This is a genomic window from Micromonospora sp. NBC_01739 (assembly GCF_035920385.1).
Classification (GTDB): Bacteria; Actinomycetota; Actinomycetes; order Mycobacteriales; family Micromonosporaceae; genus Micromonospora.
In genome coordinates, this window is the sequence record NZ_CP109151.1 from 2347217 (window position 1) to 2367020 (window position 19804).

At 71.5% G+C, this 19804-nt stretch carries 18 protein-coding genes; 14 read left to right on the forward strand and 4 right to left on the reverse strand.

The window, feature by feature from the left end; all coding sequences use genetic code 11:
* Positions 1-99: 99 nt before the first annotated feature.
* Positions 100-693, forward strand: a complete 594-nt coding sequence (locus tag OIE53_RS10340) for an NADAR family protein (protein ID WP_327026388.1) — start codon at positions 100-102, stop codon at positions 691-693.
* A 60-nt stretch (positions 694-753) separates the two neighbouring features.
* Here OIE53_RS10340 and OIE53_RS10345 read toward each other — a convergent pair whose 3' ends face one another.
* Positions 754-1575: an SAM-dependent methyltransferase gene (locus OIE53_RS10345; protein WP_327026389.1), complete on the reverse strand. Its 822-nt coding sequence runs from the start codon at positions 1573-1575 to the stop codon at positions 754-756.
* Between the two features lie 269 nt (positions 1576-1844).
* On the opposite strand from OIE53_RS10345, the gene OIE53_RS10350 reads away from it, so the two are divergent.
* Positions 1845-2447, forward strand: a complete 603-nt coding sequence (locus tag OIE53_RS10350) for a DUF998 domain-containing protein (protein WP_327026390.1) — start codon at positions 1845-1847, stop codon at positions 2445-2447.
* A gap of 16 nt (positions 2448-2463) precedes the next feature.
* On the opposite strand, the gene OIE53_RS10355 is transcribed toward OIE53_RS10350, so the two are convergent.
* Positions 2464-3237 carry a hypothetical protein gene (locus OIE53_RS10355; protein WP_327026391.1) on the reverse strand — a complete coding sequence of 258 codons (774 nt, stop codon included), beginning with the start codon at positions 3235-3237 and terminating at the stop codon, positions 2464-2466.
* A gap of 168 nt (positions 3238-3405) precedes the next feature.
* Between OIE53_RS10355 and OIE53_RS10360 the strand changes: the two genes are divergently transcribed.
* Positions 3406-3903 (forward strand): YcxB family protein, encoded by a 498-nt coding sequence (locus OIE53_RS10360; protein ID WP_327026392.1) that lies wholly within the window; start codon positions 3406-3408, stop codon positions 3901-3903.
* A gap of 25 nt (positions 3904-3928) precedes the next feature.
* Here OIE53_RS10360 and OIE53_RS10365 read toward each other — a convergent pair whose 3' ends face one another.
* On the reverse strand, positions 3929-4789 hold the full coding sequence (locus tag OIE53_RS10365) for a MaoC/PaaZ C-terminal domain-containing protein (protein ID WP_327026393.1): 861 nt from the start codon (positions 4787-4789) through the stop codon (positions 3929-3931).
* Positions 4790-4933: 144 nt separating this feature from the next.
* On the opposite strand from OIE53_RS10365, the gene OIE53_RS10370 reads away from it, so the two are divergent.
* The 8 genes from OIE53_RS10370 to OIE53_RS10405 all read left to right on the forward strand — a co-directional run bounded on the left by OIE53_RS10370 (position 4934) and on the right by OIE53_RS10405 (position 14967).
* A complete protein-coding gene (locus OIE53_RS10370; RefSeq protein ID WP_327026395.1) occupies positions 4934-5896 on the forward strand; it encodes an ABC transporter substrate-binding protein in 963 nt (320 codons plus the stop codon).
* The gene (locus OIE53_RS10375; protein WP_327026396.1) at positions 5893-6777 is read left to right on the forward strand and encodes an ABC transporter ATP-binding protein; all 885 of its coding nucleotides are present in this window, start codon (positions 5893-5895) and stop codon (positions 6775-6777) included. The genes OIE53_RS10370 and OIE53_RS10375 overlap by 4 nt, the downstream gene beginning before the upstream one ends.
* Complete coding sequence (locus tag OIE53_RS10380; RefSeq protein ID WP_327026397.1) at positions 6774-7604, forward strand: ABC transporter permease; 831 nt, start codon at positions 6774-6776, stop codon at positions 7602-7604. The genes OIE53_RS10375 and OIE53_RS10380 overlap by 4 nt, the downstream gene beginning before the upstream one ends.
* A gap of 62 nt (positions 7605-7666) precedes the next feature.
* The gene (locus tag OIE53_RS10385; RefSeq protein WP_327026398.1) at positions 7667-9676 is read left to right on the forward strand and encodes a hydantoinase/oxoprolinase family protein; all 2010 of its coding nucleotides are present in this window, start codon (positions 7667-7669) and stop codon (positions 9674-9676) included.
* 2 nt (positions 9677-9678) lie between these two features.
* Entirely contained in the window at positions 9679-11244 is a 1566-nt protein-coding gene (locus OIE53_RS10390) for a class I adenylate-forming enzyme family protein (RefSeq protein ID WP_327026399.1), read from the forward strand.
* Complete coding sequence (purB, locus tag OIE53_RS10395) at positions 11244-12602, forward strand: adenylosuccinate lyase (protein WP_327026400.1); 1359 nt, start codon at positions 11244-11246, stop codon at positions 12600-12602. The genes OIE53_RS10390 and purB overlap by 1 nt, the downstream gene beginning before the upstream one ends.
* Entirely contained in the window at positions 12602-13348 is a 747-nt protein-coding gene (locus OIE53_RS10400) for an enoyl-CoA hydratase/isomerase family protein (RefSeq protein WP_327026401.1), read from the forward strand. The genes purB and OIE53_RS10400 overlap by 1 nt, the downstream gene beginning before the upstream one ends.
* Positions 13345-14967: a thiamine pyrophosphate-binding protein gene (locus tag OIE53_RS10405; RefSeq protein ID WP_327026402.1), complete on the forward strand. Its 1623-nt coding sequence runs from the start codon at positions 13345-13347 to the stop codon at positions 14965-14967. Before OIE53_RS10400 ends, OIE53_RS10405 begins: the two co-directional genes overlap by 4 nt.
* A 5-nt stretch (positions 14968-14972) precedes the next feature.
* On the opposite strand, the gene OIE53_RS10410 is transcribed toward OIE53_RS10405, so the two are convergent.
* A complete protein-coding gene (locus OIE53_RS10410; RefSeq protein ID WP_327026403.1) occupies positions 14973-15800 on the reverse strand; it encodes an IclR family transcriptional regulator in 828 nt (275 codons plus the stop codon).
* 144 nt (positions 15801-15944) lie between these two features.
* Between OIE53_RS10410 and OIE53_RS10415 the strand changes: the two genes are divergently transcribed.
* The 3 genes from OIE53_RS10415 to OIE53_RS10425 are packed head-to-tail and all read left to right on the forward strand — an operon-like array spanning position 15945 to position 19790.
* The gene (locus tag OIE53_RS10415) at positions 15945-17984 is read left to right on the forward strand and encodes a hydantoinase B/oxoprolinase family protein (protein WP_327026404.1); all 2040 of its coding nucleotides are present in this window, start codon (positions 15945-15947) and stop codon (positions 17982-17984) included.
* Complete coding sequence (locus OIE53_RS10420) at positions 17981-18970, forward strand: tRNA U-34 5-methylaminomethyl-2-thiouridine biosynthesis protein (protein ID WP_013733322.1); 990 nt, start codon at positions 17981-17983, stop codon at positions 18968-18970. Before OIE53_RS10415 ends, OIE53_RS10420 begins: the two co-directional genes overlap by 4 nt.
* Positions 18963-19790: a 2-amino-5-chlorophenol 1,6-dioxygenase subunit alpha gene (locus OIE53_RS10425; protein ID WP_327026405.1), complete on the forward strand. Its 828-nt coding sequence runs from the start codon at positions 18963-18965 to the stop codon at positions 19788-19790. Before OIE53_RS10420 ends, OIE53_RS10425 begins: the two co-directional genes overlap by 8 nt.
* Positions 19791-19804: the final 14 nt, after the last annotated feature.

Consider the following 19804-nt stretch of genomic DNA (forward strand, 5'->3'; position numbering starts at 1 on the left):
CCTTGCATAGCAAGACCTCGTGCAATCAGGGGGTCCCGGCCGGCGGCCGACCCTGAGACACGATGGTGCGGCAGGTTCCGCGGTGCGACACTCGCGGGCATGGTCACGTCCGTGGGCAATGTCGCCGAACTGATCGCCGCCGTGAGTGCGGGTTCCCGGGTGGATTACCTGTTCTTCTGGGGCCACCAGCCGCGGGCCGACGGCCGCATCGGCGCCGAGTGCCTGAGTCAGTGGTGGCCGGCTCCGTTCACCCTCGACGGGCTACGCTTCGCCACCGCCGAGCACTACATGATGTGGCGAAAGGCCGTCCTCTTCGACGACCACGCCCGGGCCGCTCAGATCCTGACGGTGGATTCGCCGGAGGCGGTGAAGGCCCTGGGTCGGCGGGTCGTCGGCTTCGACCCGCAGACCTGGCAACGGCACCGTTTCGACATCGTGGTGACCGGCAACCGGGCCAAGTTCGACCAGCATCGGGCCCTGGGTGCATATCTGCTCGACACCGGGGAGCGGGTGCTGGTGGAGGCCAGCCCGTTCGACCAGGTCTGGGGCATCGGCCTGGCCGCCGACCATCCGGACGCCATCGACCCCGCAGGCTGGCGCGGGCTGAACCTGCTCGGGTTCGCCCTCATGCAGGCCCGCACGATCCTGCGCGATCAGCAGCCGAGCACTGCGACTCCGAGTTCGGCAAGCTGATCACACACCACCGGACGACAATGCAACGTCGTCCCGCTGCCCTAACGTGATCGATACGGTCTACCTGTCCTGGTGGGGCGGGATCCGTCCGACTCCACCGATGCCGGCGCTGCGCGTCGGATCGTCGGCGAAGTACTGCGGGTCGTCCGGGGCCGGACGCCACAGTGGCAGCCACACCACGCCCGGTTCGACCAGGTCGAGCCCCTCGAAGAAGCGCTCGATCTGCGCCCTGGTACGCAGCCCGAGGGGGGTGGCGGTCCGGTGCCGGTAGATGTCGTGGGCCACGTCGATCTCGTCCTGCTCGTGTGGCGCCTCGTCGGCCGTCGCATGGGAGATGAGCAGGTGACTCCCGGGCGCCATCGCGGCGAGCAGTCGACCCACCACGTCGTAGGCCGTCTCGTCGGGGACGAAATGCAGGACCGCGCCCAACACGAGGCCGATCGGCCGGTCGAAGTCGAGCAGCGCCGTGACCTGCGGATGCGAGAGGATCGACCGAGGATCACGCAGGTCGGCGTTGACCACGGTAGCCAAGGGGTTGCCGTCGAGCAGTTCCAGGCTCTCCGCGACCGCCAGCGGGTCGATGTCCACGTAGACGACGCGTGCCTCGGGCTCGACCTGTTGAACGATCTCGTGGACGTTGCCTTCGGTGGGGATGCCGGAGCCCACGTCGAGGAACTGTCGCACCCCCGATTCCGCGAGGTAGCGTACGGCGCGGCGCAGAAAGGCCCGGTTCGTCCTGGCCATTTGCGGCACCAGCGGCAGCACCTGGAGCATCGTCTGCGCGGCCGCACGGTCGGCTGGGAAGTTGTGGGTGCCGCCGAGGAAGTAGTCGTAGATTCGGGCCGCGCTCGCCGGCTTGGCCTCGTCGTCACTCGTTCCCACCGTGTCGCCTCTTCTCGTGGGTCGTGTTCGCGGCCGTCGACGCGGCGCAGCGGTGCTGTCGCCGAGAGCCGCACTGATCGGTACGCCTGAGCCCGGTTCGTCCACTTGCGAGGTACGGATACTTTACCGTCCCGGGACGCTCGTCGGGGCCCCTCCCGACCGGCGCAGCCGACGCTCAATGGCGGCGATCGGCAGGTGACCATCGGCACTGGGTCGGCCGGCCCCGTGTTCGATGTACTGGATATTCCGACACGGGGAAGAAGGATCAGATGGCCTTGTGGGTGGGTGCCCTCGGAGCGGTGTCGTTCGTGCTGGTGTTCCTCATCGACGGGGCCAGCCGCCCGGGCTACGCCCCGACCCGCCACCCGGTCAGCGCGCTGGCCCTCGGCAGCCGGGGCGGGATCCAGACGGCCAACTTCCTGATCTCCGGTTCCGCGATCACGGCGGGGGCCGTCGGCGTGCTCGCGGAGGGCCCGAACGCCCTGCTCGGTGTGGTGCTGGCCGTCTTCGGGCTCGGGCTTGTCGCCTCCGGGGTGTTCCGGATGGACCCGATGCTCGGCTACCCGCCGGGTGCGCCGACCGGGATACCCGAGCAGCACAGCACCGCCCACCGGATCCACGACCTCGCCGGTGCCGTCGTCTTCCTGTCCCTGCCCGTCAGCGCGGCCATCAGCGCCTTCACCCTGCCCACGACACCCTGGCGGGTCGTCTCGGGTGGGGTCGCGGTGACCCTGTTCCTCGGGCTCGGCCAGTTCGGCAGAGCCTGGGAACAGGTGTCACCGCGCATCGGCCTGATTCAGCGGGCCATGATCATTCCGGGTTGGGGCTGGCTGGCCGCCCTCTTCACCGCCCTGGCGCTCGGGCTGATCTGAGGGCGGGGTCGGCCGGTCAGCAGCCGATGCGCTGGGTGGACAGGGCGATGTCGTCGATCCAGAGGTCGAACTCACCCGGGGTGGTGCCGCCCTGGTAGAGCTGCCAGCCGATCTTCACGGTGTTCACCTTCGGCAGGATGAAGGGCACCTGGTTGCCGCCGTGCTGATCGGTGGAGGCGGTCAACTCCGGGTTCGCCACCCCGTCGATCCACACCGTGACCCGGTTGTCCCTGGGGTCGAGCTTCCATTCGAAGCACTGCCAGGTGTCCTCGACCACCGGGGCGGACTCGCGCCAGTTGGTCCAGTCGCCGGTCGGCCCGCCGTCGGCGCCCACCCCCCAGAAGATTCCCGGGACGGTGGGGGCGTACTGGCCGCCGATCGGTCGGACGATCTCCGAGCTGCCGGTGCCGGTCGCCTCCACGAGGGTGAAGTGCGCCCAGTCCGGTGCGGTCGGGAAGGCGTCGACCCGCAGCCGCATCCGGCCGTAGAACCGGTTGCCCGGTGCCTCGAAGTCGTCTACCCGCAGGAAGGCCCGCCCGTTGTCCACGGTGTGGATGTGCAGCACCTTGTTGCCCCGGCGGGCCTGTTCCACCGTCAGGGTGCCGTTGCGGGTGTCGATGCCCCAGTTCAGGCTGCTGGCGCCGCCCCGCGGCAGCCGTTCGAAGTCCTCGCAGAAGAGCAGGTGGCGCGGGCACGACTTGTGCGGTGCGGCGCTGGCGGCGGACGGGACGCTGCCGGCCGTGACGCCGAGCATCAGGGCGGCGGTCAACGCGGCAAGAAACTTACGCATGGCTCCTCCATGGCTTGGTCTCCCCGCGCGGCGACCGATCGGCCACCCTTGGGAGCGTTCCCATATATAGCAGAGATTCGATCGGGCCGGGTTCCCGCGTCGTCCGCCGACACGGCCAGGGGGTAGCGCGGCGCTGGTCGGGGCGGACGGGGCAGTATCGTTTCGCCGATGCACATCCGTTTCGAGGTCCCCGCCGACCCCAGCTATCCAGGGCGGGTGGCCGCCGTGCTCAGCAGCGTCGGACTACGCAGGTACGGCTATGTCGGCGCGGTGCTGGCCGGGGTCGGAGTCCTCGGTCTGATCGCCTCGCTGGGGTCCTCGTGGATCGAGCAACTCATGCCGCTGTGGGTGTCGATGACCCTGGGTGGCCTGCTGGCGATGCTGTACGCCCCCTTCGTGCGGCTGCGGGCCCGACGTCGCTCCGGCCGCTACGCCGTCGACGGGGCCTACGACATCACCGAGGACAACATCATGATGCGCAGCGGCTCGGAGTCCGGCGGCATCGCCTGGGAGGGGGTCACCCGGGTGACCGACACCCCGGACTTCTGGGTGGTGTTCGTCGGCGGGATGCCGGCGACGGTGATCCCCCGCCGCCTGATGTCCGCCGAGGACGCCGAGACCTTGCGGGCCTTCATGGTCGACCGCGGGCTGCTCCAGCCCCGATGAGACGGCGGGGCCGGCCCGGCGCTGGTCACCGCAGCCAGGCCGCGCCCCGGTCGAGCACGACCCGGCCGGCGCCGTCCAAGACCTGAAAGGCGGCGCCGAGGGGGCGGCGCCAGATGCGGACCGTCAGGGTGGTGCCCGGGTACACCGGTGCGGTGAAGCGCGCGTCGATGCCGCGCAGTCGGGCCGGGTCTGCGGCGACCGCGTGCAGCAGGGCACGTCCCGCGTAGCCGTACGTACAGAGCCCGTGCAGCAGCGGCTGCGGCAGGCCGGCGCGTTCGGCCACCCTCGGATCACTGTGCAGGGGATTGCGGTCGCCGCTGAGCCGATAGAGCAGGGCCTGATCGCGGGGCACCGGGTAATGGATCTCGTGGTCCGGCGCGGTGACGGGGACGGTCCGCACCGGGGCGGGGGCCCGGTCGCCACCGAAACCACCCGCACCGATGACGAAGAAGCCCGCCGTGGCGGTGGCCAGCGGACGCCCCTGCCCGTCACGGATCCGGGAGACCACGCGGACCAGAGCGCCGCTGCCCTGGTCGTGTACGGCGGTGACGGTGGCGGTGGTGCGGGCCGTACCGGCGACGGGCAGTTCGCGGTGCAGCCGGAGGGACTGTTCGGCATGACGGACGGCCGCCGGGTCGCCGAGCGGGGGCGGGTCGGCGGCGAACAGGGCCGCGAAGGTCGGCAGTACCGCCTGCGGGTGACCGGCGGAGTTCTCGGTGGTGAAGCGCAGCTCGGCGGCGGGGTCCTGCTGCCCGGCACCCACGCCGAGGGCGTACAGCAGGGCGTCCGTGCCACTCCAGTGCCGCTCGGCGACAGATCGCCAGCGGAGCAGCGAGGCGGGGTCGAGGCCCGCTCCGAAGGTCTCGGGGTCGGCACTCAGAGCCACTGGAACCTCGATTCTGCCTCTGGATCTATCAAACTGCTGGTCAGCGGGTGATTGAGCTCTTGACTGTGTGCTCGACAGCACAGTACCGTCCCACATTAAGCAACACGGACCACCATATGAGCCAGTCGAAGGACTGAGGTAGCCATGAAGATGCGCACGTTGCGGGTAGCAGCCGCGGCCCTGCTGATTACGGTCGCCGGAGCCGCATGCGCGGAGAACCAGACGGCAGACGGCTCCGGTGGCTCCGCCGCCGAACCGTCCGCCAACGTCACGTTCGGTGTGGGGGTCGACCCGGCCTACTCGCCGATCTACCTCGCCGACCAGGACAAGCTGTTCGCCGCGTCGGGGGTCAACGTCACCGTGACCCAGTTCCAGGAGGGCACCGGCGGACTCGACGCGATCCTGGCCAAGCAGGGTCAGTTCACCGCCAGCACCGAGTCCAGCCTACTGAACCGGGCCACCCGCGGCGATATCAAGGGCCTGGCCGTCTTCTCCCAGTCGCCCAGCTTCATCAAGCTCGTCGCCCGCGACGGAATCGCCGACGTCACCGGCATCAAGAAGTACGGCGTGGTGCCCGGCACGGTCAACGAGTACGCCACCAACAAGGTGCTCGCGGCCAAGGGCATCAGCCGGGACTCCGTCGAGTTCGTCAACGCCTCCCCGGCCGAGATGCCGGCGCTGCTGCAGCGCGGCGACGTCGACGGCTACATCATGTGGGAGCCGTGGCCCTCGCGCGGCGTCGCCAACGGCGGCAAGATCCTGCTCACCAGCGGCGACATCGGCTACGTCTACAACCTCGTGATCGGGGTGGACGGCGCCTGGTACGAGGCGAACAAGGACGCCGCCAAGAAGGTCGTCGAGACCATCGGCCAGGCCTGCGAGCAGCTCACCGCCGACCCCGCCAAGGCCGGCGCGGTCACCGAGAAGGCGATCAAGGTTCCGGCCGCCGAGGCGGAGAACCTGCTCAAGGGCGTGGAGTGCAAGGTCCGCGACTTCACCGACGAGGACCTCAAGCGCTACGCCGAGATCGCCCAGTTCCAGCAGGACAGCAAGATCGTGGAGAAGGCGGCCGACCCTGCGTCGGTGATGATCAGGGGTCTGGTGTGACCTCCCACGACACCCGTACGGCAGCCTCGCCCGGCCGGTCGTCCTCGACCGGCCGGGGCGGGGCCCCCGTCTCCCTGCGTGAGGTCGACATCCGCTTCGGCGATTTCGACGCGGTACGCGGGGCGACGCTCGACATCGCGGCAGGCGAGTTCGTCTGCCTGCTCGGACCCAGCGGTTGCGGCAAGTCCACCCTGCTCAACGCGGTCGCCGGATTCGTCACCCCGGCCGGCGGCGAGGTCACCTGCGGCAACGCCCCGGTCACCGGCCCGGACGTGTCACGCGGTGTGGTGTTCCAGAGCGCGGAGGCGCTGTTCCCCTGGTTGACCGTCCGGCAGAACGTCAGCTTCGGTCCCCGGATGCGGCGTATGCCGAAGGCGCAACGCGCCGCCGTGGAGGACCGCTACCTGGCGATGGTCGGGCTCAGCCACAGCGCGGACAAGTTCCCCAGCCAGCTCTCCGGCGGCATGCGGCAGCGGGCCCAGCTGGCCCGGGTGCTGGCCAACGAGCCCTCCGTCGTCCTGATGGACGAGCCCTTCGGAGCCCTGGACGCGCAGACCCGGCTGGTCATGCAGGTCGAGCTGGACCGGATCTGGCGCGACACCGGCGCCACCATCCTGTTCGTCACCCACGACATCGGCGAGGCGATCCTGCTCAGCGACCGCATCGTCACCATGACGGCCGGTCCGGCCGCCGCCATCAAGAACGTCTACCCGTGCGACCTGCCCCGACCGCGTGACCTCACCGACCCGGCCAGCGCCGCCCTGTTCCGGCAGCTGCGCGAGGACATCGGCGAGGAGGTGGCCCGGACCCTGCGGGCCCAGGGGCTCGACGACGGGCACGACGGCCGGTCGACCGGCGATCAGAAAGGGGCGGGACGATGACCGTCGACGTACGCACCGACCCGGCGCCGGCCTCCGTCGCGCCGCGTCGCCCGGCGCGGCGGCGTGGCGCCAGGCCCCGGCTGACCCGGATCGGGCTGTCGGTGCTCTCCGTGGCCCTCGGCATCCTCGTCTGGGACCTGGTCAGCCGCAACTACACCGCGTTCTTCCTGCCGTCGCCGATGCTGACCTGGCAGGGCGCCGTCGACCTGGTCCGGGACGGCACCCTCTCGGACTCGATCACCGCCTCGTCGACCCGCATCCTGACCGGTTGGGCCCTCGGTGTCGTGATCGGTGTGCCGGTGGGGCTGCTCATGGGCTGCATCCCCTGGCTGCGACTGATGCTCGACCCGTACATCCAGTTCTTCCGGTTCGTGCCGCCGATCGCCTTCGTCACCCTGGCGATCATCTGGCTCGGCCCGGGCGAGGCATCCAAGGTCGCGCTGATCTTCTACACCACGGTCTTCATCGTCGCCCTCAACACCCTTGCCGGGGTGCTGGCCGTCGACGAGCTGCGGTTGCGGGCCGCCCGCGCCCTGGGCGCCTCGCCGCTGCGCAGCCTCGTGTCGGTGGTGCTGCCGTCCACGGTGCCGCACGTCGTCACCGGTGCCCGGCTGGCCATGGGCAACTCGTTCCTGACGATCGTCTCGGCGGAAATCGTCGCGGCGCAGAGCGGGTTGGGCTCGCTGATCTGGACCGCCCGCAACTACGCCAAGACCGAGTGGGTCTTCGTCGGCATCCTCGCCCTCGGACTGCTCGGCTACCTCTTCGACTGGATCTTGCGCACCGTCACGCGGACCACCCTGCGCCGCTACGGCGTCACCTTCTGACGCCGCCACCGCACACCACCGCCGGACGGCCGGTCCCCCCTCTCCACGAAAGGCACTTCCGCATGCTCTGCATCGGCGTCGACATCGGCGGCACGTTCACCGACGTGATCGTCTACGAGCCGGCCACCGCACGGCTCGCCGAGGCGAAGACCCTGTCGACGCCACACGATCCCGCAGCGGCGATCTTCGAAGGGCTGGCCAAGCTCGGCGTCTCCCTGGACGCGGTGGACCGCTTCGTGCACGGCACCACGCGGGTGACCAACGCCCTGCTGGAGGGCTCCGGCGACCCGGTCAGCGTGGTCACCACCGACGGCTTCCGCGACGTGCTGGAGATGGGCCTCGGGCACCGGCCGCAGCTCTACAGCGTCAAGGAGGCGGCACGTCCCTCGCTGGTGCCCCGCTCCCTGCGGCACACGCTGCGGGAGCGGGTCGCCGCCGACGGCTCGGTCATCGAAGCGCTCGACACCGGCCACCTGGACGAGGTCCTGGACCGGGTCGCCGCCGCCGGTCCGGGCACGGTCGCGGTCTGCCTGCTGCACTCGTACCGCAACCCGGCCCACGAGCGGGCCGCGGCGCGACGGCTCGCCGAGCGCTACCCGAACCTGGTCTGCACGGTCTCCTCCGACGTGGTGCCGGAACAGGGCGAGTACGAGCGGTTCGCCACCACGGTGCTCAACGCCAGCGTCCGGGGCACCGTCGCGGACTACCTGCGCGGGCTGGGCACCGCCCTGGCCGGCGCCGGCTACCTGCATCCGCTGTCGATCATGACCAGCAGCGGGGGTGTCGTCTCCACCGACGAGGCCAGCCGCCTGCCCATCAACCTGGCGCTGTCCGGCCCGGCCGGCGGGGTCGCCGCCGCCGTCTACGTCGCCGGTCTGGCCGGCTACTCGAACGTGATCACCTGTGACATCGGCGGCACCAGCACCGACGTCTGCCTGATCAAGGACGGCGCGCCGTTGATGACCAGCGACGGAACGATCGCCGGCTACCCGAACCGCACCTTCCAGGTCGAGATCAACACGATCGGGGCGGGCGGCGGTTCCATCGCCTGGCGTGACCTCGGCGGCGAGCTGCGGATCGGGCCCCGCAGCGCCGGCTCCACCCCCGGCCCGGCCTGCTACGGCCGCGGCGGCACCGAACCGACCACCACCGACGCCCACCTGCTGGTCGGGCACCTCGACCCGCAGGAGAGTCTGGGCGGTGAGGTACGGCTGGACCCGGCACCCGCCCAGGCGGCCACGGCGGTGCTCGCCGAGCAGCTCGGGCTGGACGCGATGGAGTTGGCGCACGGCATCCTGCGGCTGGCCACCATCAAGATGACCAGCGCAATCAAGGAGATCTCCGTGGCCCGCGGCCACGACCCGCGCGACTTCGTGCTGATGCCGTTCGGCGGAGCCGGTCCGATGCACGCCACCGCCCTCGCCGACGAGCTGGGCATCAGCCGCGTGCTGGTGCCGCCGGTGCCGGGCAACTTCTCCGCCCTGGGGTTCGTCACCGCTCGCGCTCGCCACGACTACGTGCGTACCGTCCTGGCCGCCGCCGACGAGTCCGGGCTGGCCGCAGCGCGGGCGGTCGTCGCCGAGTTGGAGGACGCCGCCCGGGCGCAGCTCAAGGCGGAGGACGGGATCGAGGCGGACCAGGTCTCGTTCGCCCTGACGGTGGGCATGCGTTTCCGCGGCCAGAGCCACCACCTGGCCGTCGCGGTGGACGGCCTGCCCGCCACCGCCGAGGACCTGGTCACGGCCTTCCACGAGGCGTACGCCGAGCGGTACGCCTACGTGCGCACCGACCACCCGGCCGAGATCGTGAACTGCCGGCTGACCGCCTTCGGGCCCAGCCCGGTGGTGCGCTTCGCCGCCCCTTCCGGCGGCGAGGCCCAGCCGGAGCAGACCCGGCTGTACGGGCCGGACGGCTGGGTGGACGCCGCCGTGTGGCGGCGCACCGACCTGGGGCCCGGTGTCCGGGTGACCGGCCCGGCCGTGGTGCGGGAGAACGGCAGCACCACCGTCGTCGGGGCCGGCTGGAGCGGCGCGGCCGACGAGCACGGCAACCTGCTGCTCACCCGGGACTGACCATGGCGCCACTCGCCCTCGACGCCGTGCTGCTGGACGCGGCGGCACGGCACCCGGACCGGCCGCTGTACGCCTTCGCGGAGCTGGACCGCCCGGTCACGTACGCGGAGTTCGCCGAGCTGGCGGGCCGGGGAGCGGCCGTGCTGGCCGCCCACGGCATCGGTCGCGGTGACCGGATCGCGGTGTGGTCGGAGAACAGCCTCGCCTGGCTGACCCTGCTCGCGGCGGCGGCTTGGCGCGGCGCGGCACTGGTCACCCTGCACCCCGGTCTGACCGGGGCGGAACTGGCCGAGGCGGTGGCCCGCGCCCGTCCGCGCCGGTTGTTCGTGGCCGGTCGGATCCGCGACCGGGACGCGGTCACCGAGGCGGTCGCCGCGCTGGCCGGTGCGCCGTACCCGCCGGAGGGCATCCACCCCCTCGGTGACGACGGCGGCCGGGAGGCACTGGCGGGGTTGCCCGGCTGGGCCGACCCGACGCCGGAACCGGCCGGTGACCCCGACGCGGTGCTGAACATCCAGTTCACCTCGGGTTCCACCGGGCCGGCGAAGATGGTGACACTGAGCGCCCGGAACCTGGTACGCAACGCGCAGTGGACGGCCCAGGCCGCCGGGCTGCATTCCGGCGACGTCCTCGCCTCACCGCTGCCGTTGGCGCACGCCGCCGGTCTGAGCAGCGGCGCGGTGCTCGCGCTGGTCACCGGGGCACTGTGGGTGTCGACCCGCCGGTTCCGCTCCGAGACGGTGCTGGAGCTGATCGAGCGGCACCGCTGCACCGTGCTGCAGGCCGTCCCGACGATGGCCACGATGATCGCCGACCGGATCGAGGCCGAGCCGGACCGATGGGACATCTCCTCGCTGCGGGTCGGCTTCCTCGGCGGCGCGCCGTGCCCGCCCGCGCTGCGGGAGCGGACCGTGCGTGTGCTGGGCCTGGACCGGGCGGCCGTCGTCTACGGCCAGACCGAGGCCGGTCCCACCATCAGTGTCGACCCGGGCGACGGCAATTGTGCCCCGGTCGGGCTGACCGTCGGGCGGATCGTGCCCGACCTCGAGGCGGCCGTGGTGCGACCGGGCACCCGGCAGCCCGTGCCGTCGGGTGAGGCCGGGGAGCTGCTGGTGCGCGGCGAGTCGGTGACCGCCGGCTACCTGGACGACCCCGCCGCCACCTCCGCCGCCCTGACCTCCGACGGCTGGCTGCGCACCGGCGACCTCGGCGCGCTCAACGCCGAGCGGGTGTTCGCCCTCACCGGCCGGGTCAAGGAACTCATCATCCGCGGCGGCGAGAACGTCAGCCCCGCCGAGGTGGAGGCCGTGCTGCTCGAACACGACACCGTGGGTCAGGCGTGCGTGCTCGGCGTGCCGTCGACCCGCTGGGGTGAGGAGGTCGGTGCCCTGCTGGTCGCCGCGCCCGGCGCACGGCTCGACATCGACGACGTGCTCGCCGCCGTCACCGGGCGACTGGCCCGACACAAGCTGCCCACCCGGGTACGCGCGGTCGCCCACCTGCCGCTGCTGCCGTCCGGCAAGGTCGACCGGCGCGCCGCGCTGACGCTGTTCGAGGGGGAGAACTGATGCAGCTGGGCTCGTGTTTTCTCGATTCGCTGACGGTCACCAGCTTCTTCGGCAACGCCGAGATGCGCGGGGTGTTCAACGACCGGCAGCTCATGCAGTCCTGGCTGGACGTGGAGGCCGCGCTGGCCCGCGCGCAGGCGTCACTGGGGATCATCCCGCAGTCCGCCGCGGAGGCCATCTCGGCGTCGGCCCGGCTGGAGAAGCTGGACACGGCGGCCCTGGCCTCCGATGCCGAGGACACCGTGCACCCGCTGGTGCCGCTGGTACGCGCCCTGACCGCAGCCTGTCCGGGCGACGCGGGACGTTACGTGCACCTGGGCGCCACCACCCAGGACGTGATGGACACCGGGTTCGTGCTGCGGGCCCGGGCCGGGCTGGACATCGTCGGCCGCCAGCTCGACGAGTTGGTGCGGCTGCTGCGGCGGTTGGCGCTGCGGCACCGCAACACCCCGATGCCGGCGCGTACCCATGGCCAGCAGGCGCTGCCGACGACCTTCGGGCTGCGGCTGGCGGTGTGGCAGAGCGAGTTGCAGCGCCACCGGGCCCGGCTGCGGGAGATGCGCGCCCGGTTGCTGGTGACGAGCATGGGCGGGGCGGCGGGCACCATGGCCGGGTACGGGCCGCAGGCGTTCGCGCTGGAGCGGGCCGTCGCCGAGGAGCTGGGTCTGGGGGTGGCGGACACCCCCTGGCATGCCACCTCCGACCGGTTCGCCGAGTGTCTGATGGTGCTGGGCCTGGTGGCGTCCAGCGGCGAGAAGCTGGCTCGGGAGGTCTACTTCCTGGGTCGTACCGAGGTCGGTGAGGCGTACGAGCCGCAACGCGCTACCCAGGTGGGCAGCAGCACCATGCCCCACAAGCGCAACCCGATCCGCTGCGAGGCCGTGATCGCGGCGGCCGGCACCCTGCGGGCGCAGGTGCCGCTGGCGCTGCAGACCATGGTCGCGCAGGACGACCGGGACATGGGGGTCGGCATGACCCTGTGGAAGCTGCTGCCGGAGTGTTTCATCCTCATCGGGGGTGTCCTGGAACGTCTGGTGGAGGTCTTCGGTGACCTGGGCGTGAATCCGGACCGGATGCGCGCCAACCTGGACATCACCGGCGGGCTGGTGCTGTCCGAGGCGGTGATGCTGCGGCTGGCCGGCCCGCTGGGCCGTGAGCAGGCACACCACCTGGTGATGCGGGTGGTACGCGACAGCCTGGAACAGGGTCGCCCGTTCGCCGAGATGCTGCGCACCGACCCGCAGGTCGCCGCCGCCCTGTCCGGCGAGGACATCGCCGCACTGCTCGATCCCCTGTCGTACGTCGGTCACGCCGCCGCCCTGGTGGACCGCGCCCTGCTCACCTCGGAGTCGCCCTGATGAACGAACCGTCCGTGTTGCTGGATCGGGCCGGTCGGCTGGCCCGGATCACGCTGAACCGCCCGCACCGGCGCAACAGCTTCGACCTGGCGATGCTGGCCCGCTTCGAGGACGTGCTGCACGAGGTGGGTCGGGACTCCGAGGTGGAGGTGCTGGTGCTCACCGGAGCCGGGTCGGCGTTCTGCGCCGGCACCGACCTGGACGAGTTGGCCACCCTGGACGCGGCCACCACCATGCAGGTGCAGCGTCGTACGGCCGAGTTGGTGGAGCGCTGGTACCGGATGGAGCAGACCACGGTGGCCGCGTTCAACGGTCCGGCGATCGGTTCCGGGGCGGTGCTCGGCCTCGCCGCCGATCTGCGGCTGGCCGCCGACAGTTGCTTCTTCACCTTCCCCGAGGTCACCTTCGGCATCCCGCTGACCTGGAGCGGCATGGCGATCCTGGCCGATCTGGTCGGCGCGGACCGGGCGAAGCGTTGGCTGCTGCTGGGCGATCGGATCGGCCCGGTCGAGATGCTGCGGCACGACCTGGTCACGGCGGCGGTGCCGGCGGAGGAGTTGGACACGGCCTGCGAAGCGATCATCGAACGGCTGCTGGCCGTCTCGCCGGTGGGCCGGTCGATGACCAAGCGGGCCGCACGCCTGGCCGGGCCGAGGTTCGAGGCGGCGGCCAACGACTCCTATCTGGGGGCGCTGAGTGTCGCGTTGCGGCCGGCGGGGGCGTACCCGAAGGGCGGGAAGTCGTGAAGGTGTACCAGTTGCTGGCGGACGCGCTGGTCGCGCAGGGCGTCGACACGGTGTTCGGGCTGCTCGGCGATGCCAACATGTTCCTGGTCAGCGACCTGGTGGCCCGGCACGGGGTGCGGTTCGTGGCGGCCCGTAACGAGAACGCCGCCGTGATGATGGCCGACGGGTACGCCCGGGCGACCGGTCGGTGCCCGGTGGCCACGGTGACGCAGGGCCCGGGGTTGGCCGTGGCGGGTGCCGCGCTGACCATCGCCCGCCAGGCGGGTACCCCGCTGGTGCTGGTCGCGGGCGACACCCCGCCCGGCGACCCGCAGCACGTGCAGAGCTTCCCGCAGCAGCCGTTCGCCTTGGCCACGGCCGGTCAGCTGGTGCCGGTGGTGGCCGCGGCGAACGTGGCCCGTGACGTCGCCACGGCGTTCCGGCTGGCCCGCTCAGCCGGTGGGCCGGTGGTGTTGAACGTGCCGATCGACCTGCAGGACGAGGAGGTCTCCGACGACCTGCCGCCGCCGGTCGCAGTGCACACCGTACGCCGGCCGGGGCCGCCGGCCGCGCACCCGGACGACGTGGCGATGCTCGCCGCGTTGCTCCAGAAGGCCGAACGGCCGGTGGTGCTGGCCGGGCGGGGCGCGGAGGCGGCTGCGGCGGCGGTACGGGAGTTGGCGGATCGCAGCGGGGCGGTGCTGGCCACCACCCTGCTGGCCGGAGGTCTCTTCGCCGACCATCCGTACTGCCTGGGGGTGGCCGGTGGGCTGGCCCGACCGCTGACCCGGCAGGTGTTGGGCGAGGCGGACCTGGTGGTCGCGTTCGGCGCCGGGCTCAACCGGTGGACCGCGGACCACGGTCGGCTGTTCGGCCAGGCCAGAGTGGTGTGCGTCGACATCGACCCGGCGGCGTTGGGCGACCGCTGGCCGGTGGATGTGCCGGTGGTGGGCGACGCGGAGACGGTCGCGGCGGCGGTGTCGGCGGCCCTGCCGGTGATCCCCCGACCGCAGTGGCGGTCGGCGGAGTTGGCGCGGGAGGTGGCGGCGGCCGACGCGTTCGCCGGGCTGGAACCGTTGCGGGCGCCGGACCGGATCGACCCGAGGGTCTTCATGCGGGTGTGCGCCCGCCGACTGCCACCACACCGCACCACGGTGGTGGGGGTGGGGCACTTCGGCGGCTGGCCGAACCTGCTGCTGGATTCACCGGCGACGGACCGGGCGCTGATCGCCCCGTGGGAGTTCGGCAGCATCGGCGTGGGGCTGCCGTTCGCGGTGGGTGCCGCGGTGGGCCGCCCGGACCGGCCGGTGGTGGCGTTCGAGGGCGACGGCAGCCTGCTCACCGGGCTCGGTGAGCTGGACACCTTGGCCCGTACGGGCGCGGCCGTGCTGTTGATCGTCCTGGACGACTCGGCGTACGGGGCGGAGGTGCGCAAGCTGCGTCCGCGTGGGGTGGATCCCTCGCTGGCCCGCTTCCCCGAACGTGACCTCGCCGCGGTGGCCCGGGCGCTGGGTGTGCCGGCCTGGACGGTGACGGACGAGGCCGGTGCCGACGCCGCGTTCGACGCGGTGCTGCCGGTCACCGGCCCCGCCCTGCTGCACGTGCGGGTGCACCCGGACGTCGTGCAGGAACACTTCTGAGCCGGTCAGTCCCCCCAGACCGCACCCACGCCATGACCCATCTGACGCGACAACTCGTTCGCCGTGCGTACGGCGGCGGCGGCCAGTTCGGCGACCCGGGTCTCGTCGAGGCGGAAGATCGGCCCGGAGATGCTGATCGCGGCGGTGACCTGGCCGAGCCGGTCCCGTACCGGCGCGGCGACGACCCGCAGGCCCTCTTCGCTCTCCTCGTCGTTGAGGGCCCACCCCTGCTCGCGGACCTGGTGCATCCGCTTGGCGAGGGTGTCCAGGTCGGTGATGGTGTTCGGGGTCAGCGGCGTGAACTCGGTGTCGGCGAACATGGCGCGGATCTGCTCGTCGTTCAGGTCGAGCAGCAGGGCCTTGCCGGCCGCGCTGCACCACAGCGGGATGCGTCGACCGAGGCGGGAGACGAGCTGCACGTTGCGGGTGCCGCGCTCGATGTAGATCGACAGGGCATCCAGCTCGTCACGGATGGACAGGTTGACCGACTCCCCCTCGTCCTGGGCGAGCTGGTGCAGCAGCGGCCGGGCCAGGGCGTGCATGTCGAGCCCTTCGAGGAAACGGGCGCCCAGCTCGAAGACGGTGACCCCGAGCCGGTAGGCCCCGGTCTCCTCGTTGCGTTGCAGGAAGCCGGTGTCGGCGAGCGCCCGGAACAACCGGCTGGCGGTCGACTTGTGCAAGCCCAGCTCGCGGCTGACGTCGCTGACCTTGCGCTCGACGCTGCCGCCACGGAAGGCCAGCAGCACGCTGAGCGCACGGTCGAGCGCCTGGGTGCCCGATTCCCGGGCGGCCGGTCCCTCCGCAGCTGGGGACAGTTCTCCGACCTGCGACATCTTGCTTCCCACCTTCTCCGTTGCTATTGTTTCACAATATAAACCACGGACCACAATATGGTCCATGATCGCCGGGCCCTACGGTTCATGTGCGGTCAAAGCCAAACCACTCGTCATCACGAGTCGGAACCCATGAGGCGTCGCATGACCAAGACGTTGAACCCGATCGACCTCGAGATCGTGACCGAAGGTCTCATCTCGATCGTGCGCGAGATGCGCCAGACGATCTTCCGCACCGCGCACTCCCCCGTCATCGCCGACGCACAGGACTTCTCCTGCGCGTTGTTCGACCCGAAGGGTCAGATGGTGGCCCAGGGCCGGGACATGCCTGGGCACGTCATCGCCATGCCGGCCTCCGTCGCCGAGATCTTCGCCGACTTCGCCGACGAGATGCGCCCCGGCGACCTGTACATCGTCAACGATCCGTACCGGGGCGGCAGTCACCTCAACGACGTCACACTGATCACTCCGGTCTTCGTCGACGGCGAGTTGTTCCTCTTCCCCTGCGTGCGGATGCACTGGGCCGACATCGGCGGGATGACTCCCGGCAGCGTCTCCGGGCAGGCCACCGAGATCCTTCAGGAGGGGTTGCGCATCCCGCCGATCAAACTGATCGAGCAGGGCCGCCCCAACGCCGCCGCGTACGCCATCCTCTTCGCCAACGTGCGGATGGCCGACGAGCGCCGCGGCGACCTGGAGAGCTGCATCGCCGCCTGCTTCACCGCCGAGCGACGACTGCGCGAACTCGTCGGCCGTTACGGCGCGCAACTGCTGCTCGACAGCGTGGCCGCCAACATGGACCGCACCGAGCAGCGGCTGCGTGACCGCATCCGGCAACTGCCCGACGGGGTCTACCGCTACGAGGACTACCTCGACCTCTACACCGACGGGCGGTACGACCCCGCCCTGGTGCGGTGCGTGCTCACCATCGACGGCGACGAGATCGACGCCGACTTCCGGGGCTCCTCCACGCAGGTCGCCGCCGTGGTCAACTCCTCGCGGGCGATGACCGTGGCCGGGGTCTTCATCGCCGTCAAGAGCGCGCTGGACCCCGGCGGCCTGGTCAACCACGGTGCCTTCCGGCCGCTGCGGGTGCACACCGAGCCCGGCACGGTCGTGCACGTCGCCTACCCCGCGCCCGCCAACGCGCACAGTGAGGTACGCAAGCGGGTCATCTCCGCGGTCATGGCCACGCTGAGTCAGGTCGCACCCGACCTCATCGCAGCCGACCAATTCGGAACCACCTTCCAGAACCTCATCGGCGGCGTGGACCAACGCACCGGCCGGTCCTACCTGTACTACGACTACCCCGCAGGTGGCAACGGCGGCTTCCTCGAATCCGACGGTCCGAGTGCGATGAACCCGGTCGACCTCGGCGACATCTCCACCATCCAGTCCGTCGAGCGGCTGGAGACGGAGATCCCCATCGTCGTGGACGCCTCCGAGCTGCGGCTCGGCTCGTGCGGCGACGGGGCACGCCGAGGCGGGCTGGGCAGCCGACGCGAGACCCGACTGCTGGCCAGCACCGGGGCGTACTCCGTGCAGACCGACCGCACCACCGTGCCGCCGTACGGTCTGCACCACGGTGGCCCCGGCGCCCCCACGGTCACCTTCGTGCGCCGCGCCGACGGCGAACGGGTCGACTTCGAGACCCCCGGCAAGGTCGCCGGCTTCGCCATGCGTACCGGCGACGTGCTCGTCATGGAGTCCGCCGGCGGCGGCGGTTGGGGTGACCCGCTCGACCGTGAACCCGCCGCCGTCGCCGACGACGTGACGCAGGGGTACCTGGACGCCGACGACGCCCAGCGCCGCTACGGCCTGTGCTTCGACACCGACGGCCGGGTCGATCCGGCCGCGACCGCGGCGGCCCGGCAGGAACTGCGCCGGCAGCGCACCTGGCTGCGGGTCACCGTCAACGGACGGCAGCCGTACACCGGGGAGCGCGGCCGGCGACGGCTGGCCTACGTGGGCCCGGCCGCCGGCCTGGCCGAGGGTGCCCTGGTGGAGATCCACGGCCCGCACCCCGCGCCCCTGCGGGCCTGGGTCCGGCACGACCCGGACCTGACCGACGACCAACTGGCCCTCGACGACGACGGGCTGCAGATCCTCGGCGCCGAACCCGACGAGCGCACGTTCGTACGGGTGCTGGCCGACCGGGGCACGACCGGGGAGGGACCGGCATGAGCAGAGTCTTCCGCGTGCCCGTGGCACCCGCCCGCTCGGGCGGGGCCCGCCGCTACGACACCACCGAACGACCTTCGGCGGAGCCGACCCCCGCCCGCGCCGGCATCGTCGCCGGGGTGCTCAGCCCGCACCCGCCGCACCTGATCTACGCGGAGAACCCGCCGCAGAACGAGCCGCGGTCCACCGGCGGCTGGGAGGTGCTGCGCTGGGCGTACGAGCGGCTGCGCAAGCGCATCCGCGAGGTGCACCGCCCGGACGTGCTGATCGTGCACGCCCCGCACTGGATCACGATGGTCGGCCACCACGTCAACTGCGTGCCCAACCCGCGCGGGGTCTCCGTCGAGCCGATCTTCCCGCACCTGTTCCGGTACTCCTACGACTTCCGTACCGATGTGGAGCTGGGCGAGGCCATCGCCGACGAGGCCACCGACCTGGGCCTGGTCACCCGCAAACTGCACGACCCCCGGGTACGGGTGGACTACGCCACCATCGGCGCCCTGCACCTGGTCAACCCGGCCTGGGACATCCCGGTGGTGTCCCTGTCGGCCAACAACAACCCGTACTTCTACTCCGAGGCGTCGCTGGAGGAGATGGAGGTGCTGGGCGAGGCGACCCGTCGGGCCGTCGAGCGCACCGGCCGCCGGGCCGTGCTGCTGGCCTCCAACTCCCTGTCCCACCTGCACTGGCACGAGGAGCCGGAGCTGCCGGAGGACATGGAACGCGAGCACCCGTACAACAACCACCAGTACCGCTGGGACATGAAGCTGCTGGAGGCGATCCGCCGAGGGCCGACCGCGCCGCTGCGCGAGCTGATCACCGAGCACATCGAGGCGACTGCCTCGGAGACCAAGGCGGGCAGCCTGACCTGGATGTTGGCCGCGATGGGCTGGCCGCAGGTGCCCGGCGACGTCATGGGCTACGGAACGATCATCGGCACCGGCAACGCGGTCGTCGAGTGGACGCCCGAAGGAGGACACCGTGGCTGACACCGGCATCGTCGCCGGGGCGCTGCTGCCCGGCATGCCGCACCTGCTGGCCGAGAAGCCCGCGCAGTGCTGGGCCGACCTGGCCGCCGCCGCCCGGGATGTCGGCGAGCGGCTGCGCCGTCTCAAGCCCGACGTGGTGCTGCTGCTGTCCACCCAGTGGTTCACCGTCCTGGGCCACCAGTTCCAGTGCGACCCGAACCCGCGCGGCGAGCACGTCGACGAGAACTGGTACGCCTACGACTACGGCGAACTTCGCTACGACCTGCGCTTCGACGTGCCGTTCACCGAACGGTGGACCGAGCACGTGAGCAAGGCCGGCATGCAGGCCCGGCGGACCCGCTACGACGGCTTCCCGATCGACACCGGCACCATCGTCACCTCGGCGCTGCTCGACCCGGACCGCGAGCTGCGGTGGGCGCAGGTGTCCTGCAACCTCTACGCCGACGCGGAGACCCTCGCCGACGTCGGTGCGGCCGGTGCCGCCGCGGCCCGCGAGGCGGGCGTACGTGCCGCAGTCGTCGTGGTCACCGGCATGTCGTCCGGCCTGATCCAGCAATGGATCGAGCCGCACGAGGATCACGTCAGCGACCCCGGGCACGACCGCTGGAACCGGCGGGTGCTGGACCTGCTGACCGCCGGCAAGGTCGACGAGGTGCTGAAGATCCGCGAGGACTTCGCCCGGCAGGCGCAGGCCGACAGCCAGTTCCGCGCACTGGCGTTCGCCGCCGGCGCCGGAGCGACCGCCGGTCCGGCGCAGCTGCACGCATACGGACCGCTCTGGGGCACCGGCGGCGCCGTCCTGTCCTGGAACCTGCCCTGAACATCGGAAAAGGA

Coding starts and splice junctions, on each gene's coding strand:
- OIE53_RS10340 (WP_327026388.1), top strand. CDS start 100: ATGGTCACGTCCGTGGGCAATGTCGCCGAACTGATCGCCGCCGTGAGT.
- OIE53_RS10350 (WP_327026390.1), top strand. CDS start 1,845: ATGGCCTTGTGGGTGGGTGCCCTCGGAGCGGTGTCGTTCGTGCTGGTG.
- OIE53_RS10355 (WP_327026391.1), bottom strand. CDS start 3,237: ATGCGTAAGTTTCTTGCCGCGTTGACCGCCGCCCTGATGCTCGGCGTC.
- OIE53_RS10360 (WP_327026392.1), top strand. CDS start 3,406: ATGCACATCCGTTTCGAGGTCCCCGCCGACCCCAGCTATCCAGGGCGG.
- OIE53_RS10370 (WP_327026395.1), top strand. CDS start 4,934: ATGAAGATGCGCACGTTGCGGGTAGCAGCCGCGGCCCTGCTGATTACG.
- OIE53_RS10380 (WP_327026397.1), top strand. CDS start 6,774: ATGACCGTCGACGTACGCACCGACCCGGCGCCGGCCTCCGTCGCGCCG.
- OIE53_RS10385 (WP_327026398.1), top strand. CDS start 7,667: ATGCTCTGCATCGGCGTCGACATCGGCGGCACGTTCACCGACGTGATC.
- OIE53_RS10390 (WP_327026399.1), top strand. CDS start 9,679: ATGGCGCCACTCGCCCTCGACGCCGTGCTGCTGGACGCGGCGGCACGG.
- purB (WP_327026400.1), top strand. CDS start 11,244: ATGCAGCTGGGCTCGTGTTTTCTCGATTCGCTGACGGTCACCAGCTTC.
- OIE53_RS10400 (WP_327026401.1), top strand. CDS start 12,602: ATGAACGAACCGTCCGTGTTGCTGGATCGGGCCGGTCGGCTGGCCCGG.
- OIE53_RS10410 (WP_327026403.1), bottom strand. CDS start 15,800: ATGTCGCAGGTCGGAGAACTGTCCCCAGCTGCGGAGGGACCGGCCGCC.
- OIE53_RS10415 (WP_327026404.1), top strand. CDS start 15,945: ATGACCAAGACGTTGAACCCGATCGACCTCGAGATCGTGACCGAAGGT.
- OIE53_RS10420 (WP_013733322.1), top strand. CDS start 17,981: ATGAGCAGAGTCTTCCGCGTGCCCGTGGCACCCGCCCGCTCGGGCGGG.